The organism is Kineobactrum sediminis (assembly GCF_002868715.1).
In the GTDB taxonomy this organism is placed as follows: Bacteria; Pseudomonadota; Gammaproteobacteria; order Pseudomonadales; family Halieaceae; genus Kineobactrum; species Kineobactrum sediminis.
Map to the genome: position 1 here is coordinate 20,181 of NZ_PKLZ01000018.1, position 16,935 is coordinate 37,115.

At 61.4% G+C, this 16,935-nt stretch carries 14 protein-coding genes and 1 tRNA gene; 5 read left to right on the top strand and 10 right to left on the bottom strand.

The features are described from left to right. Nucleotides 1-11: 11 nt before the first annotated feature. Both CWI75_RS17715 and CWI75_RS17720 read right to left on the bottom strand, forming a co-directional pair. Nucleotides 12-1,181, bottom strand: coding sequence for an isovaleryl-CoA dehydrogenase (locus CWI75_RS17715; RefSeq protein WP_101522869.1), 1,170 nt, complete (start codon nt 1,179-1,181; stop codon nt 12-14). A gap of 25 nt (nt 1,182-1,206) precedes the next feature. Then, nucleotides 1,207-1,659, bottom strand: a complete 453-nt coding sequence (locus tag CWI75_RS17720; protein ID WP_101522870.1) for a MerR family transcriptional regulator — start codon at nt 1,657-1,659, stop codon at nt 1,207-1,209. A gap of 180 nt (nt 1,660-1,839) precedes the next feature. On the opposite strand from CWI75_RS17720, the gene birA reads away from it, so the two are divergent. Then, nucleotides 1,840-2,817, top strand: a complete 978-nt coding sequence (gene birA / locus CWI75_RS17725) for a bifunctional biotin--[acetyl-CoA-carboxylase] ligase/biotin operon repressor BirA (protein ID WP_101522871.1) — start codon at nt 1,840-1,842, stop codon at nt 2,815-2,817. Continuing rightward, entirely contained in the window at nt 2,814-3,548 is a 735-nt protein-coding gene (locus tag CWI75_RS17730) for a type III pantothenate kinase (RefSeq protein ID WP_101522872.1), read from the top strand. Before birA ends, CWI75_RS17730 begins: the two co-directional genes overlap by 4 nt. 16 nt (nt 3,549-3,564) lie before the next feature. Here the strand turns inward: CWI75_RS17730 and CWI75_RS17735 are convergent, their stop codons facing one another. Further along, entirely contained in the window at nt 3,565-4,086 is a 522-nt protein-coding gene (locus tag CWI75_RS17735; protein ID WP_146003629.1) for a hypothetical protein, read from the bottom strand. A gap of 230 nt (nt 4,087-4,316) precedes the next feature. On the opposite strand from CWI75_RS17735, the gene CWI75_RS17740 reads away from it, so the two are divergent. Then, nucleotides 4,317-4,392, top strand: a tRNA-Thr gene (locus CWI75_RS17740). A 233-nt stretch (nt 4,393-4,625) separates the two neighbouring features. Here the strand turns inward: CWI75_RS17740 and CWI75_RS17745 are convergent. From CWI75_RS17745 to CWI75_RS17755, 3 genes are all read right to left on the bottom strand, one after another. Further along, nucleotides 4,626-5,171 carry a hypothetical protein gene (locus CWI75_RS17745; RefSeq protein ID WP_101522874.1) on the bottom strand — a complete coding sequence of 182 codons (546 nt, stop codon included), beginning with the start codon at nt 5,169-5,171 and terminating at the stop codon, nt 4,626-4,628. Further along, nucleotides 5,168-5,497 (bottom strand): winged helix-turn-helix domain-containing protein, encoded by a 330-nt coding sequence (locus tag CWI75_RS17750; RefSeq protein WP_241521294.1) that lies wholly within the window; start codon nt 5,495-5,497, stop codon nt 5,168-5,170. The genes CWI75_RS17745 and CWI75_RS17750 overlap by 4 nt, the downstream gene beginning before the upstream one ends. Nucleotides 5,498-5,642: 145 nt before the next feature. Then, the gene (locus CWI75_RS17755) at nt 5,643-5,843 is read right to left on the bottom strand and encodes a hypothetical protein (RefSeq protein ID WP_101522875.1); all 201 of its coding nucleotides are present in this window, start codon (nt 5,841-5,843) and stop codon (nt 5,643-5,645) included. Between the two features lie 144 nt (nt 5,844-5,987). Between CWI75_RS17755 and katG the strand changes: the two genes are divergently transcribed. Then, entirely contained in the window at nt 5,988-8,186 is a 2,199-nt protein-coding gene (katG, locus tag CWI75_RS17760) for a catalase/peroxidase HPI (protein WP_101522876.1), read from the top strand. A gap of 142 nt (nt 8,187-8,328) precedes the next feature. Then, nucleotides 8,329-9,504: an NnrS family protein gene (locus CWI75_RS17765; protein WP_101522877.1), complete on the top strand. Its 1,176-nt coding sequence runs from the start codon at nt 8,329-8,331 to the stop codon at nt 9,502-9,504. Between the two features lie 44 nt (nt 9,505-9,548). Here the strand turns inward: CWI75_RS17765 and CWI75_RS17770 are convergent, their stop codons facing one another. The 4 genes from CWI75_RS17770 to CWI75_RS17785 all read right to left on the bottom strand — a co-directional run bounded on the left by CWI75_RS17770 (nt 9,549) and on the right by CWI75_RS17785 (nt 16,801). Then, nucleotides 9,549-10,511, bottom strand: a complete 963-nt coding sequence (locus CWI75_RS17770; RefSeq protein ID WP_101522878.1) for an FAD binding domain-containing protein — start codon at nt 10,509-10,511, stop codon at nt 9,549-9,551. Beyond that, nucleotides 10,508-12,730: a xanthine dehydrogenase family protein molybdopterin-binding subunit gene (locus CWI75_RS17775; protein WP_101522879.1), complete on the bottom strand. Its 2,223-nt coding sequence runs from the start codon at nt 12,728-12,730 to the stop codon at nt 10,508-10,510. The genes CWI75_RS17770 and CWI75_RS17775 overlap by 4 nt, the downstream gene beginning before the upstream one ends. Next, the gene (locus CWI75_RS17780; RefSeq protein WP_101522880.1) at nt 12,723-13,238 is read right to left on the bottom strand and encodes a (2Fe-2S)-binding protein; all 516 of its coding nucleotides are present in this window, start codon (nt 13,236-13,238) and stop codon (nt 12,723-12,725) included. Before CWI75_RS17780 ends, CWI75_RS17775 begins: the two co-directional genes overlap by 8 nt. Before the next feature lie 182 nt (nt 13,239-13,420). Beyond that, a complete protein-coding gene (locus tag CWI75_RS17785) occupies nt 13,421-16,801 on the bottom strand; it encodes a hybrid sensor histidine kinase/response regulator (RefSeq protein WP_101522881.1) in 3,381 nt (1,126 codons plus the stop codon). Nucleotides 16,802-16,935 lie beyond the last annotated feature (134 nt).

Genomic DNA, 16,935 nt, shown 5'->3' on the forward strand with positions numbered 1-16,935 from the left:
GAGCGCTCCGTTCAGGCGGTTTCGTTAAACAATTCGCGGCCGATGAGCATGCGGCGGATTTCCGAGGTGCCGGCACCGATCTCATACAGTTTGGCATCGCGCAGCAGGCGTCCGGCATTGGCATCGTTGGTGTAGCCATAGCCGCCCAGGGCCTGGATCGCCTGTAGTGCCATCTGGGTGGCTTTTTCCGCAGTGTAGAGAATCACCGCGGCGCAGTCCTTGCGGCTTTCCTCGCCGCGATCGCAGGCGGCGGCCACGGCATACAGGTAGGCGCGGCTGGCGCTCAGGTCTGTGTACATATCCGCCAGCTTGCCCTGCATCAGCTGGAACTCGCCGATGCTCTGGCCGAACTGCTTGCGGTCGTGAAGGTAGGGCACCACTTCGTCCAGGCAGGCCTGCATGATGCCCACCGGGCCACCTGAGAGTACGGTGCGCTCATAGTCCAGGCCGGACATCAGTACTTTCACGCCCTGGCCCTCGCCCCGCAGAATGTTCTCCGCCGGCACCGGGGTGTTGTCGAATACCAGTTCGCAGGTATTGGAGCCGCGCATGCCCAGCTTGTCGAGTTTGGGCGAGCGCGAGAACCCGGGAAAATCGCGCTCCACCAGGAAGGCGGTGATGCCTTTGGAGCCGCCCTCGGGGTCGGTCTTGGCGTAAATCACGTAGACATCCGCATCGGGGCCATTGGTGATCCACATTTTGGTGCCGGTAAGGTAATAGGTGTCGCCGTCGCGGCGCGCCTGCAGTTTCATGCTCACCACATCGGAACCGGCGTTGGGCTCGGACATGGCGAGAGCGCCTACGTGTTCGCCACTGCATAGCCTGGGCAGGTATTTCTGCTTCTGCGCCTCGGTGCCATTCTTGTTGATCTGGTTGAGGCAGAGATTGGACATCGCCCCATAGGACAGGCCCACCGAGGCCGAGGCCCGGCTGATCTCCTCCATCACGATACTGTGGGCCAGGTAACCCATGCCGGCGCCGCCGTACTCCTCAGCCACGGTAATGCCCAGCAGGCCCATGCTGCCGAAGGTGCGCCACAGGTCACGGGGGAATTCGTTGTCGCGGTCAATCCGGGCCGCGCGCGGGAGGATCTCTTTCTGGCACATCTGGTACACCGCATCGCGCAGCATCTCCAGTTCTTCGCCGAGGCCGAAATTGAGGGTGGGGTAGCTCGTAGTCATGATTATTCCCTGTTGCCGGTAATGGTTAGCTTTGCTTGCGGACGCGTTCGGCCACGCTCTTTTCGGCCCGGCTTTTTTCTGCCAGGCTTTTTTCAACCAGGCCCTGTTCCGCCAGGTTCTGTTCACACAGGGCCTGTACTTCATCCAGGCCGGCGAGCATGTCCTCGATATCCTTTTTCTGCTGCAGCAGGCGCGCACGCTTGTCCTCGACGGTACACACCAGGGACTGCAGCTGCTCGCGATTGTTGTGCTCGGGGTCATACATGTCGATAACCTCGACACTCTCTTCCAGGCTCATGCCGATGCGCTTGCCGCGCAGGATCAGTTTGATGCGCACCCTGTCAGCGGGGCTGTAAAGCCGCTTCTGGCCTTCACGCCGGGGATGTACCAGGCCTTTTTCCTCATAGAAGCGGATGGTCCGGGTAGTTACCCCGAACTCTTCTGCCAGCTGTGAAATGGTGTAGGTGGTGTTGGGCACTGTAACGCGAGGCCTTTGCTACGGGTTGTTGCAGTGACTATAGTTCAAGTTGACGTTAACGTAAACGTATTTACAAGATTGGAAAATTCCCGCCGCAGCCGGATACTGGGCCGCGCCACGCGGGGCCTGAATTTGCTATTATCTGCCGCTGGTATTTCACGCGCAGGTAATCCCGCACTCATGTTCAAGACAACACTGGTTCCTATGCTGGCCGATGGGGAGTTTCATTCCGGCCAGGCGCTGGCTGATGCCCTGGGGGTGAGCCGCACCGCCGTATGGAAACAACTCCGGCGGCTGGAAGAATTGGGGCTGCAGGTGGAGTCGGCAAAGGGACTTGGTTACCGTATTCCCGGTGGTGTTGAGCTGCTGGATGACAGCACGGTTCGCGCCGGCCTCGATACGCCGGCTCTCGGGCTGTTGCATGAACTGCATTTACTGGAAACGATAGATTCCACTAACGCCGAGGCCCTGCGTCGTATCGCCGGGGGAGCCGGCGCGGGCCTGGTCTGCTGCGCGGAACTGCAGACCGCCGGTCGCGGGCGCCGTGGGCGCACCTGGATAAGCCCGTATGCACGCAATATGTATCTCTCACTCGTATGGGAATATCACGAAGGTGCCGCGGCACTCGAGGGCCTTAGCCTGGCGGTGGGTGTTGCGGTGGTCCGCGCGCTCGACCGTCTTGGCCTGCCTGCGCTGCAACTCAAGTGGCCCAATGACCTGCTGTTCAACGGCGCCAAGGTGGGCGGGGTGTTGCTGGAAATGGCGGGCGATGCCACTGGCCGCTGCCAGGTGGTGCTGGGGGTGGGCATTAATGTGTCGATGCCGGCCGCAGCAGCCACGACGATCGACCAGGCCTGGACAGACCTTGCCAGCATCGCCGGCAGCACGCCGGTCAGCCGTAATGCCCTGCTCGCCAGCCTGCTCAATGAGCTGTTGCCACTGGCTGCGGGCTTCAGCGCCACCGGTTTTACTCCCTGGCAGGCACCCTGGATGACGCTAGATGCCTACGCCGACACCGCCGTTATCCTGCACAGCGGCGAGCAGCGCCAGGCGGGTATCGCCCGTGGCATCGATAGCCGCGGCGCGCTGCAACTGGAGACTTCCCTTGGAGTAACGTCCATTTATGGTGGCGAGATTTCCCTGCGGGTTGCCTCGTGACCGGGCACTATTGCCTGCAGCTGGATGTGGGTAACAGCAGCGCCAAGTGGCGCCTGGTGAACAACGCCGAGGTGCTTGCCCGCGGAGTTTATGTGCCCGACGATACGTCGTCCCTTGAGGCGATGCTCGGCTGCGCGGAACAGGTCCAGCAGGTCTGGATTGCCAGTGTGGCGGGTGACCAGCGCGAGGGTGAGCTTGCTACCGTACTGGAGCAGCGCTGGGGTGTTAGTCCCTGGTTTGCCCGCACCCAGGCAAATACGGGTGACCTCGTTAACAGTTACAGCGACCCCGGCCGGATGGGGGTAGACCGCTGGCTGGCAATGCTGGGTGCGCGGCACCGTTACCGCGAGCGCCTGTGCGTGGTGGATGCGGGTTCGGCAGTGACTATCGACCTGGTGGCAGAGGACGGCCGCCACGAGGGCGGCTACATTATTCCCGGTCCCACCCTGATGGAGCGTGCCTTGTTGCTGGATACCGATCGGGTGCGTTTTGCCGAGGCGGTAGAGTACGACTTGCCGCCGGGCCGATCCACCGCGGAAGCAGTGCGCCACGGTGTCGCCCTGGCCGAGGCCGGGGCGGTGAATCTCGCCATGGAACAGGCCGGCGAGCCAGCACCACGACTTGTCCTCTGCGGCGGCGCGGCACCTACCATGCAGCAGTTGCTGAACGGTCGCGGGGAATGGCTGCCCGACCTGGTGTTTGAAGGCCTGCAAATCATGGCCGGGCAGTAAAATCCGGCTTTAAGCCCTAGCTATCGTCCTTCAATCTATCGCGGGTTTCTGCCTGGACCTGCATCTGGGCCTTCAGCCTTTGCTGTGTGAGTAACTGTGCCTGCTCCTGTGCCCGCAGCTGGTCCATGGCCTGGCGCTGGATGCTTTCCTGTTCCCGCAGCTGGTTGCCCATTGCTGAATTGGGCTGCTCCATGGTTCTCAGTCGCTCCTGGGTCTGGGTCTGCAATCTGTCCTGGACCTTTATCATTTCACGGGTTTGCTCCAGCATCCGGTCCTGTCTTTTCAGCTGTTTCCGGGTCTGGCTCACGCGCTGTTCCTGATCCCGCACTTGCGACCTAATCTCCCTGACGTGATTCTTCTGTGTTTGCGGCTCGGATTGCGACATTGAGCCTCCTGAACCACTCATGCCGGGGCTGCCGCTGCTGCCGCTGCTACCGCCGCTTCCGGCACCGCCGCCCGGGCCCGCTGCCACAGCGAAAGTTGCCATGCTTAATGCAAAAACAGCCGCGCATACCGTCGGCAGAATATTCCTGTTCATAGTCGACTCCTCAATGTGATCCGTCCGGGTAAGCTGCATTGTAATAAAGCCTGTATGTGCGGTTATGCAGTGCTTTTTCAGTGTAGCTTCAATCGCGACGTCCGCCAGTTGACGAATGTGCTCTTCCCGCCGTAATGAGGTGTAACTGTTATTGCATCGTTTCGGGTCTTTGTCTAAACTTGCGTCCCTTCAGGCAGGGGCACCTTTGCCTGGGTTTATCCGCGTTTTTGGCTGGCGTAGCTCAGTAGGTAGAGCAGCTGATTTGTAATCAGCCGGTCGGGGGTTCGATTCCTCTCGCCAGCTCCATATTCACAAGGGTCTGTACCGGAGACATCCTTTACAGATTATAGGTTCTACCCAATTAACGGGGAATGATCCGGTTTTCACTAAACCCGATTGATAATGAATGCCATCGGAACGCCGCACCGCCCAGCCGCAGTGGGTTAAGACCCTCAAGCGGTAATTTTCAAAGTCCACCTGCAACATCGAAAGCACCTTGTCACGGGTGACGAGCGCATCGGTCTGGCCAGGGATTAGATTCAGCTGCTGACGGCATCCTTGAAGGTCCTGAACTCATCCGGAAAACCCTCGTTGTCGTGCCACGTCTTCAAGTCGCCCCAGATTACTTTATGGCCGTGAGCAATATCCAGTGCTTGTTCCCAGCACTGCAAATCATTTTCGAGGTAATACCACAACAGTCGATCCTTGATGCAGTCCGTGGGGTTGAGCAGCCTGATGATGCCCATGGGTGTCTGTAACTCTGCTACTCGGTCGTTGCCAATTTCTTCATGACCGACAGCGAGTGGTGCTGAGGGGAACTCAACAGACCATTGACTATCGGGGTGCTCGAAGTATCTGGTTTGACCCTTGGGCACGAAACCGATCCCAGCTAATGCTGCAGCGATTTCTTTTCGCCGTTTGTAAGTCAGATCGATAAAGTCCAGATCGAATGAGGCAAAGCGTTCGTTAGTCCATATACAAACGCACGAGCCCCCGACCAGTACGACATCAATGCCAGCATCAGCCAGTGTGTTTACTATCAGAGCAGCCATTTCTGCTCGCCCCAATTTTTCGAGGCCTTTCACAGCGGCTTACCGGTACGCCGGGGGCGGCGGCGGTCCAGAAGCAGTGTCGCCTGTAGCGAATCGGGTAGGTGGAGTAGGGCCTTGTTTAGTAATGCCTGAGTCTCTTCCTTGAATATATAGCGAGGATTGAATCTGTATATTCGAGTACGACCTCGCGTGCTGGATATCAGTAATCCATCTCGTTCCATACGCTTCAGTTGACTCTGGACAGTACTGACATCCATGTTCCACTGGTTGGCGATTTCGCTGGCGTAGCCCTCATTTCTCGCGGCTAGAAACAGCAATACGCGCTCGGCGCCTTCGCTTCCTACTATGGCTTCAATCATGGCTATCGCCGTATTACCGAATATATCGGTTATATTACCGATATATTCGGTGTTATAAAAGGTGAAAGAGTTACGTCTGGGCTTAACAAATATCATCCCGGGGGTTGGTCATCGACCGATCACCCATACCAGCCCCTACAAGACCCTACGAATAATGAGCGCCTGCAATCTCGTCCAGCAGCGCCTCCGCCTCTCCAAAGCTGAAGTAGTCGAGGTGTTCGCGTGCCTGGGTAAGCGACTGAGACAGGTCTCCGCCTTCTGGTGCCGCGTCCAATAACAGGTCGACAAGGTCATAAGAAGCCAGGCGAACCAGATACGCCGCCTTTTTCAAATCCTCAAACACCACTTTCGGTTATAACTCCTATACTTCAGGCGCAGGTTGAAGCAGCGTTCACCTCTGCTCATCGCAGTCAGATCGCACGTGCAGAGGTCGAGGCGATAACGAAGCCGTTCGCTGGACCAGTGGCAACGATTCACACAGGAGGATGACGTGTCCGACCAGAAGCCCACGCACCGGGAATGGGGCGCTCGTACCACGCCCCGTCTACAGGGAAATGAACACTGGTGGCCCGACCAGCTCGCTCTCAATGTGCTGCACCAGAAGCACCCCGACGCAAGCCCGTTCGGCAAGGACTTCAGCTACGCCGAGTCATTCGCGCAGCTCGATGTCGATGAACTGTCCGCCGATGTCGATGCGCTGATGACCGACTCACAGGATTGGTGGCCCGCCGACTGGGGTCACTACGGGCCATTCTTCATCCGTATGTCGTGGCACGCGGCGGGGACCTACCGGGCGGTCGACGGCCGCGGGGGTGGCGGCACCGGCGCGCAACGCTTCGCGCCGCTCAACAGCTGGCCCGACAACGGCAACCTCGACAAGGCGCGCCGGCTGCTGTGGCCGATCAAGAAGAAGTACGGCGAGAAGATCTCCTGGGCCGACCTGCTGGTCTTCGCCGGCAACCGCGCACTCGAGACGATGGGCTTTCGCACTTTCGGTTTCGGCTTCGGCCGCGCTGACATCTGGGCTCCCGAGGATGACATCTACTGGGGTCCCGAGACCGAATGGCTCGCGACCGGCGACGAACGTTATACCGGTAGCTTCGAGGACGGCAACCGTGTCCTGGACAATCCGCTTGCCGCGGTTCAGATGGGACTCATCTACGTCAATCCCGAGGGTCCCAACGGCGTCCCGGATGCGTTGAAATCCGCGCAGGACGTGCGCGAGACCTTCGCGCGTATGGGTATGAACGACCGCGAGACCGTTGCGCTGACTGTCGGTGGCCACACCTTCGGCAAGATGCACGGCAACGGTCCCGCCGAGGCCGTCGGCGAGGCGCCCGAGGCCGCGAAGATCCACGAGCAGGGTTTCGGCTGGGCGAACAAGCATGAGACCGGCCTCGGTGAATACGCGGTCACCTCGGGGCTTGAGGGCGCCTGGACGCCGACGCCGACGAAATGGGACCACTCCTACCTCGACACCATATTCGCCCACCAGTGGAAGGTCACGAAGTCGCCGGCCGGCGCGAGCCAATGGGAGCCGGTCGAGGTCAGGGAGGGATACTGGGTTCCCGATGCCCACGTCGAGGGCAAGAAGAACCCGCCGGTGATGAGTACCGCCGACATGGCGATGATCACCGATCCCGACTACCTCGCGATCGCCAGGGAGTATCACGAGAAGCCGAATGTGCTTGTCGACGAGTTCGCGTGTGCCTGGTACAAGCTGCTGCATCGCGACATGGGTCCGCGCGCCCGCTATCTCGGCCCGCAGGTGCCCGACGAGGTTCTGATCTGGCAGGATCCGGTTCCCGAGCACGAAGGGCCGCTCGTCAGCGATGACCAGATCGCCACGCTCCGGCGGCAGATCGCCGAGTCCGGGCTCACTTCCAGGGAGCTGGTGAGTGCGGCCTGGGCCTCGGCGTGCACCTACCGCCAGACCGACCACCGCGGTGGCGCCAACGGTGCGCGCATCCGCCTCGAGCCGCAGGCCGGTTGGGACGTTAACGTACGCTCCGGCGTTGCCGCGGTGATCGACCGGCTCGAGCAGCTCAGGGACGCCTCCGATGCGAATATCTCGCTCGCGGACATGATCGTCCTCGGCGGCAGTGTCGGCGTCGAAATGGCGGCGAAGGCGGCCGGGCACGACATCACTGTGCCGTTCACCCCGGGCCGCACCGACGCGACCCAGGAGATGATCGAAGTCGACACGCATGCCCATCTGGAGCCGCGGCACGACGCGTTCCGCAACTACAGGCAGACGCAGGCGACATCCATCCCGGCCGAGCACCTGATGGTCGACCGCGCGTTCATGCTGGACCTCAGCGTGCCGCAGATGGCGGCGCTTCTCGGCGGCATGCGAGCCATTGGCGTAAATGTCGGTGAGGACAATGATGGCATACTGACGGGCCGTCCCGGCCAGCTGAGCAACGACTTCTTCGTCAATCTCGTGGACATGGGAACCGTGTGGGAACCTGTCGACGAAGCCGAGGATCGCTTCGAGGGCCGGGACCGCGCGACGGGCGAGACCAAATGGACCGCGACACGCGTCGACCTCGTCTATGGATCGAACTCTCAGCTGCGCGCCATCGCCGAGGAATACGCCGCGGATGGCGGCGAGCAGAGAATGATCGACCGCTTCGTCAGTGGCTGGGTCAAGGTCATGGAGAACGACCGTTTCGACCTGTACCGTTGAGATCCATCCGAGACGGCAGCGGCGTCGGCGCTTCTGTTGAGTAGTGGGCTGACGATTATGCTGGCGCCGGTATCGCCCTGGCTGCAGTGGCTCTTGCCGCCGTTGCTGTTGTGTGTCGCCCTCTGGCTGTGGAGTTGTCCCGATGCCTGAATCCCCGCCTTCTTCCCGGGCCAGTGCCCGGCAGCTGTTCGCTTATCCGTTCCGGATCTTCTTTTTTTCCCTGGCAGTGCTGGCGGTGCTGGTGGTGCCCCTGTGGGTGGCGCTGATTACCGGCCGGATCAGTCTGCCCCTGGCCATGCCGGGGTTGTACTGGCATCAGCATGAGCTGATCTTCGCCTTCCTGCAGGCGGGCATCGCGGGCTTTCTGCTGACCGCAGTCTGCGTCTGGACCGGAACCGAGCGTCTGCACGGTCCATGGCTGCTGGCATTGTGGCTGGTGTGGCTGCTCGGACGGGTGCTGATGATGGGCGGTGCCGAGCTGCCGTTCTGGCTGGTGGCCGGGGTCAATCTGGCGTTTCTGCCCCTGGTCATGCTGGACGCGGGCCGGCGCATCTGCACGGCGCGACAGTGGCGCCAGCTGGTGATACTGGTGGTGCTGGGTTTGCTGTGGCTGATGCAGCTCGGTTTCCTGTTCCGGCCCACCGGGCCTTTCGTTCCAGGCGCGCTGGTCGTGGCCATGACCCTGATGCTGGTGGTGGGAGGGCGCATCACGCCCAGTTTCTCCCTGGCCTGGCTGCGCCAGCAGGGACGTTCCCCCGATAGAATCACTACCTTGCCGGCCGTGGAAAAAGCCCTGCTGGCAAGCATGGTGTTGACCCTGCTGGCGGTGCTGAGTCGCCACAGCGAGGCTATCGCGGTCGCGGGGGTTGTGGCCGGTATCATCGTCCTGTTGCGGCTGCTGCTATGGCAGGGCTGGCGAGTGCGGCAGGAGCCGCTGCTGTGGATCCTTCACCTGTCGCTGTTGTGGATTCCCATCGCCCTCTGGCTGCTGGCCGGCAGCGCGCTGGGTGCGTGGCCGCGAACGGTCTGGACCCATGCCGTCGGGGTGGGGGCCATCGGTGGCCTGATGCTGGGCGTGATCAGCCGCGTCGCGCTGGGTCATACCGGGCGGCGGCTGCAGCTGCCCCGGGGCATGGTCACGGCATTCTGGCTGATCCAGCTGGCGGCCCTGTTGCGGGTCGCCACGGGCCTTGAATTGCTGCCCTGGAACCCGGGCGTGACTACCTCCGCAGTTTTCTGGGTGCTGGCCTTCGCGCTCTTTCTGCTGCGCTATACATACCCGCTTGCCAGCCCGCGCGTCGACGGAAAACCCGGCTGATGCGGCGGACCGGAGAGGGTGGTCTGAAGTGCTGACTCTCTGCTTTACAGGCTACGCAAGCCCCGCTCAAGCAGACCCCGGGCGAGATCAAGCTTGTAGGCATTGCCGGGCAGGGGGCTGGCACCGCGGCCAAGCACCTGCAGCGCCGCGTCAATGTGGACATCAGCGGCGGTGGTGCCGGCGAGTGCCTGTTCGCAGTACGCCAGCCGGCGCGGCACCTGCGCCAGGCCAGTGGCAGCGATGTGAACTGTGTCAAGAGTTGTTCCTGTGCGATGCAGAACAATTCCCATGCCCACCAGGGCAAATGCCCAGGCTTTTCGGTCCATTGCCTTGAGATAAATGCTGACCGTTCCGGCGGGTAGAGCGGGAATGTCGACGGCGGTGATGATCTCGTCGTTACCCAATATTGTTTCCCGGCGCCGCTCACTATCCGGCGCCCTGAAAAAGTCGTGCAGGGATACGCTACGTTCACCGGCCAGGCCATACAGGACAACCGCGGCGTCCAGCGCCAGCAGGCACCCCGCAAGGTCCGAGGGATGCGCTGCGCGGCAGGGGCTGTCGTCGAATATCGCATGGTGTTCATGATGCCCCTCGACTGCCGGGCAGCCCTGCCCTCCCTTGAGCCAGCAATCGCTGCGGGAATTGCGGTAGTACCAGCAGCGAGGCCTTTGCAGCAGGTTGCCGCCGAGCGTCGCGCGGTTGCGGATCTGCACGGTGGCCGTCTGTCGGGCCGCCTGGCGTAGCAGGGAGCAGGGACCGTCAAGCAGGGGGCTGTCGGCAATCGCAGCGAGGGTCGCGAGTGCGCCGATGCGAAGACCGCCCGGAGTGCGCTGAATGGCGCCGGACAGCGGTGCCCGCTTGATGTCGACCAGCTGGGTTGTATGTACAAGGTCGGCCTTGAGCAGCGGGAGCAGGTCTGTTCCCCCGGCCAGCAGCCGATCTCCCGCGGTCAATCCAGCGACGACGGCATCAAGCGTGCTGCTGCTGACGTAGCGCAGGGGTCTCATGAGGGCCTGGCCGTTTGTGTCAGCGCTGCCAGCATCCGCTGGCGGTTCAATGGCAGGTCCCGCAAGCGCACGCCCAGCGCGTCACAGACCGCATTGACTATCGCCGGCGCGGTTGCAATGATTGGTGGCTCTCCGAGTCCCTTGACTCCCAGCGGGTTCTCCGAATAATCCGGCAGATCAACGATCGCGTGAGTAATCGGGGGTACATCGGCCACTGTGGGAACGAGATAATCCTCCAGGTTGGCATTGAGCACCAGGCCGGAGGCCTCGTCGACCAGCCGCTCCTCGGTCAGTGCAAATCCCAGTCCCTGGGTGACACCGCCGATAACCTGGCTGTCGGCCAGCAGGCGATTGACGATCGCGCCACAGTCCGGCGCACACACCAGCCGCAGCAGCGTGATCTCCGCAGTATCGAGATCCACCTCCACTTCCGCGCATTGCACGGCAAAGGTGCAGGGAGAACTTGCGCCGGGTTTGGCCAGGACGGCACCGCTGCTTCGCAGCGAGCCCGGTGCCGCCGCCGCGGCCAGATCGGCGAGCGAGACAGCGCGGCTGCCGGCCGCTTCGCGCACGTACCCGTTGTCCATGCGCAGTGTCTCCACATCGGCATGCAGTTCCCGCGCGGCGAGTGCCAGTACCTGCCCCCGAAGCTCGGTGGCCGCTGTATGTACCGCCGGTCCCAGGGTCGCCAGGGTCGCGCTGCCGGCGCTGGGTGGCGCGTGCAGTTCGGTCGCAGTGTCCCCGATAACCACCTCCACCCGCCCGGGTGCAAGTTCCAGGACCTGGGCGGCGACCTGCGCCAGCACGGTGCGGGTACCGGTCCCGATATCCTGGGCACCGGTAAGCAGGCTCACGGAGCCATCGCCCTGGACCACCAGCGTGGTGTATGCCGGCGGGTGGCTGTTCCCCCCGGGCCAGACGCTGGCCGCCATCCCGATTCCGCGGCACTTGCGCGCTACCTGTGGTGTGGGCCGCAGCGGCCAGTTGAATGCCTCGCGCGCCGCACTATAGCAGCGCCGCAACGCATCGGGGGAGGAGTAAGCCTTGTCGCGCAGCTGGTCGCGGGCGGTGTAATTGCGCTCGCGCAGAACGAATGGGTCAAGCTGCAGTTCAGTGGCCAGTTCATCCATCGCCTGTTCCAGCGCGGCAGTGCCCTCAACGTAGCCGGGGGCGCGGAAAGCGACGGCCGGACCGGTATTGCTGTAGTACTGGCGCTGCTCCGTATAGACGTTGTCGCAGGCGTACAGCTGCTGATAGCAGCCCGCGACCATGCTGTTCTCGCCGCCCAGGGTATGGGCGCCGCCGTCGATGGCTATGGTCGCCGAAATCGCGCACAGACGACCGTCCCGGGTCGCGCCCAACTTGAGCTGTTGGCGGGTGGCATTGCGATTTCCGGCGGCCAGACTTTCCGCCTCGCGGTCAAGCATCAGTTTCACTGGCCGATTGCTGCGCCTGGCCAGGATGGCAGCGATCACCGTCGGCTTCCAGTCCACCTGCTTGGCGCCAAAACCGCCGCCGATGTGCTGGGAGTGGACCCGCACCCTGTTTAGCGGCAAGCCCAGCTTGCGCGCCACGTTGTTCCGCACCGTGAATATGGACTGGGTTGACACCCACAGGTTGAGCAGCTCGCCGTCCCACCAGGCATTGCAGCCATGGGGCTCCAACGCATTGTGCAGCGCGGTCTGGGTGGTCCAGGCCCCTGTCACGACGACGTCAGCGGCAGCGAAACCGGCTTCGACGTCGCCGCGGCAGTAGACCTGTGGCTCCGCGGCGAGGTTGCCTGGCTTGTCCCGGTAGACCAGCGGCGCGTTGGCACACGCGGCTTGGGCAAGGCCAATGACCGGCTCCAGCACCTCGTAGGCGATGGTGAATGCGCGCAGGCCATCCCATACCGATTCCTCGCTGTCGGCGGTGACAGCGGCAACCTCATCCCCGACGAAGCGCAATTCCTCGCCGAAAGTGGGTACTTCCTCCCCATACCAGCGAATCCCCGGGTCATCACCGTGCGTGATCACGTCCCTGACACCCGCCACCTCGCGCACCATGGAGGCATCAATTCGGCGCACCCGCGCCCGCGCATGGGGACTGCGCAATATGCCGGCATACAGTTGGCCCGGCAGTTCGATGTCGCTGGTGAAATGCGCACGGCCTGTCACTTTCTGCCGGGCCTCCCGCCGCAAGACAGGCGCCTGGCTGTGTGGCGCTGCCGGGTCAGCCATCCCCGGCTCCGCGACGCTCTGTACCGCTAGCCGCGAGCGAGCGTGCGGCCTCCAGGATATGCCGGTACGCTCCACAGCGACAAAGGTTCCCCGCCACGGCCTCGGTGATCGATGCCTCAGTCGGCGCTGGCTCGCGTTCAAACAGGGCCGCGAGACTCATGATCTGTCCGGGCGTACAATAGCCGCACTGCAGCGCATCGTGTTCAATGAAAGCCTGCTGCAATGCGCCGACCGTATTGCCGGCGGCGCCGCCCTCTATCGTGGTCACGGACCGTTGTTCGCACTCCACTGCCAATACCAGGCACGAATAAACGGCTGCACCATCCAGCAGGACGGTGCAGGCGCCACAGTTGCCCATCTCACACACTTTCTTGGCGCCGGTAAGCCCACAGTCGTTGCGCAACGCATCCAGCAGGGTGCGCCGCGGTTGCACACTGAGTGGACGGTACTCGCCATTGACCCACAGGGAGAGAGGCGTATGTCGGGGCTGGGCATCGGTGGTCGCCATAAACAGAGGCTAGACCTTATTGCCGTCAAGTCAAGGCGTCTGCCCTGGCTGCGCACCCGCTACAGCGCCACCATCAGCAGGCCCGATATATTCGGTGTTATAAAAGGTGAAAGAGTTACGTCCGGGCTTAACAAATATCATCCTGTCATCGACCGATCACCCCTACCAGCCACTACAAGACCCTACGAATAATGAACGCCTGCAATCTCATCCAGCAGCGCTTCCGCCTCTCCAAAACTGAAGTTATCGAGGTGTTCGCGTGCCTGGGTAAGGGACTGGGACAGGTTTCCACCTTCTGGTGCCGCGCCCAATAGCAGGTCGACAAGGTCAATGGCACCGGGGTCGAAAGACGCCATGGCGGCTTTCAGGTCCGAGAACACCTGTTGCGCGTCGATAGCAATCGCTGCCGCACCCTTGGCCTCAGGCGCGCGATCCCTGAGCAATTGTGCGTGGGACTCTGCCGCGACCGTTAGCGCTGCTGCCAGGCTTTCGATGTGTTGTGGTGTCACGGTATCGCCCGCGATCACTGTCCGCTCAATGGCCTCTGCACAATTGCCGATATCCACGGCGCCGAGATTGTTGGCGATACCGCGGATCTTGTGGGCGGCAGCGCGTAACTCGTCCTGTTTATCTTCAGCAACAAGCTGCTCCAGAATGGTTGCAGCCCCTGCATACTCTTTAAGCAGGTCGCCCAGCAACTGCAGGAACAGTTTCTCGTTATTGCCCAGGCGAGTGAGGCCCTGCTGGATCGCCAGGCCGGGAAGCTCGGCGGGCAATGGCGCTCTCGTGACCTCTTCTTCTGTTGTGTCCACTGCAGCTGATGCCGGCAGGTTGTCGCTGTAATCCTGCTCCGGTATGGCACCGAGCAGTGCCAGGTAAAGGTCCGCAGGGTCCACCGGTTTTCCGATATGGCCGTTCATGCCCGCCTCGCTGGTCCGCGTGCGGTCTTCAGCCATCACGTTGGCCGTCATCGCCAGTATCGGCAGGCCATCATAAGCGGGGTTCTGCCGAACCAGGCCGGTGGCGGTATAGCCGTCCATCACCGGCATCTGTATATCCATCAGCACGCAGTCGTACTGATTCGCCATGATTTTTGCCACCGCTTCCTGGCCATCGCTCGCGGTGTCGTGCACCAGTGGGACCTTGTCCAGCAATTCGCAGGCAATCTGCAGGTTGATATCGGAGTCGTCGACAATCAGCACACGCGCGCCACGAATCGCCGCCAGATCCTGGGGCGCGGTGGAGCGTCCCAGGGTGCGCTTGCGTTTCACCACCTGCTTGCCGTAGGCGATCATAATGGTATCGAGTAGCGCCGAGGGCTTGATTGGCTTGGCCAGGAATGCATCGACCATGGACTGATGCTCGCTACTCGGCATGTTCCACGAGGACATCAGTATGGTTTTCGGCGGTGCCTTCAGGTCTCGCAGGGCCAGCGCAACATCCAGGCCAGTCATCCCGGGCATCATCCAATCCAGCAGCACCAGGTCAAACTGCTTGTCGGAGCGCATTATCTCCAGGGCCTGTTCGCCGCTTTCGGCAAGCGATGCGGTATACCCGAATGACACCAGGTACTCCTGCAATATGTCCCGTGATGCCTCGTTATCATCTACCACCAGCACGCTGAGGCCCTGGGGCGCATCTTCCAGCGCCGTCGCCTGGGCAACAACATCGGCTATGTCGAACTCCAGTGCAAAATGAAAGCTGCTGCCCGCTCCGGGTTCGCTGCTGACTTCAATCAGGCCACCCATCATCTCGGTCAGTTGCTGGGAAATGGCCAGGCCGAGGCCGGTGCCACCGTACTGGCGGCTAATCGTGCTGTCGGCCTGGGAAAACGACTGGAACAGGCGCCCCAACTGCTCCTCGTTCATGCCAATGCCGCTGTCGCGCACGTCAAAATTGATCGTCACGCGATCGTTCGAGCGCACCAGTTCCCGCACCTCAACGACAATCTGTCCCTCCTGGGTAAACTTGATGGCATTACCCGCGAGGTTGATGAGGATCTGGCCGAGCCGGGTGGGGTCACCGACCAGCGTATCCGGTACGCCGGGGTCGCGCTGGAATACCAGCTCCAGGTGCTTGTCCTGGCAACGCACCATGCAGATGGTGGCCAGGTTATCCAGGACCTCGTTGAGCGAGAAGGGAATATTCTCGAACTCGAATTTGCCGGCCTCCAGCTTGGAGAAATCGAGAATGTCGTCAATGATGGTACGCAGTGCGTTGGCGGCACCGTCGACCTTGGTCAGGTAGTCTTCCTGCTTCGGGTTGAGCTCGGTCTCCAGGCACAAGCCGGTAAGGCCGATAATGGCATTCATCGGAGTGCGGATCTCATGGCTCATATTGGCCAGGAATGTACCCTTGGTCGCGTTCGCGGCCTCCGCTTCGGAGCGCGCCTCAGTGGCGGACTGCAGTAACTGGGCATTGCGTATGGCGGTACCCAGCTGCGTTACGTAGCGGCCAATGGATTCAATATCGTCATCATGCAGCTCGAACGGTTCCCGGGTGCCCACAAAGAAGATGGTGCCCACCGCCTTGTTCTGGATTAGCAGGGGACACAACAAAAACGATTTCATGGGGCTGCTGTTGTACAGGATTTTGTCACTCGCACCGGAGCTGGCTACTCCTTCATCGGTGACATGGTGGATATAGATGTTGTTCTGCTCGACGACTGACCGGGCGATAAAGCTGTCGGTAGCGTCCAGGGGCAAGCCGCGCTCGGTAAGCATTTCACCGAGATCCTCGGCAAACGGAACCCCGGCCTGCAGTGCCAGGTGTAGGCGCTCGTCATGGGCGTCCAGCAGGAATACGCCCATCTGGTCAAAGGCGAACAAGCGCTGCAGGCCGGTATAGATCGTATTCTTCACCATGTCGACGTCGAGTGTGGAATTGACGATGGTCGCAATCTGGTTGAGGTCGGACATTTCACTGAGGGCCTTTTCCAGCTCCTCGGTGCGCTCCTCTACCTTGTGTTCAAGTGAGCGCTCCGATTCCTGCAGGGATGCGATGGCCTGGCGCATGCCGCTGGCTGCGGCTTTAAGTTTGCCGCCGGATTGCCAAAGCGACAGCATTACCACGCATGTAAGCAATACAACAACGAAGGACTCGACATCGGCCATGATGTGGTCGGGGACGGCAGATGTATAAAGGGCGGGAAGGAGCTTGGTGATACTGCCAATAACGATGAGCGCAACAGAGCCGACGATAACCCAGCGAAACATCGACTGCGAAACAAAGGGCAAGACCATCAATACCGGCAGGATGGCAGTCACGATCAGAGTGCCATAAAGGCGTTCACCGATAACAATCACCGCAACTGAAATCAGGTACCAGACTGTGGCGATAAGGGCGACAGCCCGATCGATATTGCCTTTGCGCGTCTGCTGGTGAGCCATGAAAGACAGGGGAAGAAGCAAGGCCAAAATGATGACAGCGAGCCCCCCGGCAACAGGGCTCGAGAAAAAGAGCGTAAGTCCTATCGCGGTCATCGCCACGGCGAAGAAAAGAAGGCATGTTACCATGGTGATCGTTGAGAATTGCTGCGACTCGGAATCTGGCTGGGTGCTCACGTTGAAATGCCTCGCTACTTTTTTCTTGTTATAAGCTGGAGGCCGCTTCGCAAATCAACCCTGAACATCACGAATAGTACCGACAGCACCGACGCGCATTCACCCGGATCCTGATGTGCAGCCGCGCACTACCC

Bases quoted from the DNA above. Each gene is read 5' to 3' on its own strand.
- CWI75_RS17715 (WP_101522869.1), bottom strand. From the start codon at position 1,181: ATGACTACGAGCTACCCCACCCTCAATTTCGGCCTCGGCGAAGAACTG.
- birA (WP_101522871.1), top strand. From the start codon at position 1,840: ATGTTCAAGACAACACTGGTTCCTATGCTGGCCGATGGGGAGTTTCAT.
- CWI75_RS17735 (WP_146003629.1), bottom strand. From the start codon at position 4,086: ATGAACAGGAATATTCTGCCGACGGTATGCGCGGCTGTTTTTGCATTA.
- CWI75_RS17750 (WP_241521294.1), bottom strand. From the start codon at position 5,497: ATGATTGAAGCCATAGTAGGAAGCGAAGGCGCCGAGCGCGTATTGCTG.
- CWI75_RS17765 (WP_101522877.1), top strand. From the start codon at position 8,329: ATGCCTGAATCCCCGCCTTCTTCCCGGGCCAGTGCCCGGCAGCTGTTC.
- CWI75_RS17770 (WP_101522878.1), bottom strand. From the start codon at position 10,511: ATGAGACCCCTGCGCTACGTCAGCAGCAGCACGCTTGATGCCGTCGTC.
- CWI75_RS17775 (WP_101522879.1), bottom strand. From the start codon at position 12,730: ATGGCTGACCCGGCAGCGCCACACAGCCAGGCGCCTGTCTTGCGGCGG.
- CWI75_RS17780 (WP_101522880.1), bottom strand. From the start codon at position 13,238: ATGGCGACCACCGATGCCCAGCCCCGACATACGCCTCTCTCCCTGTGG.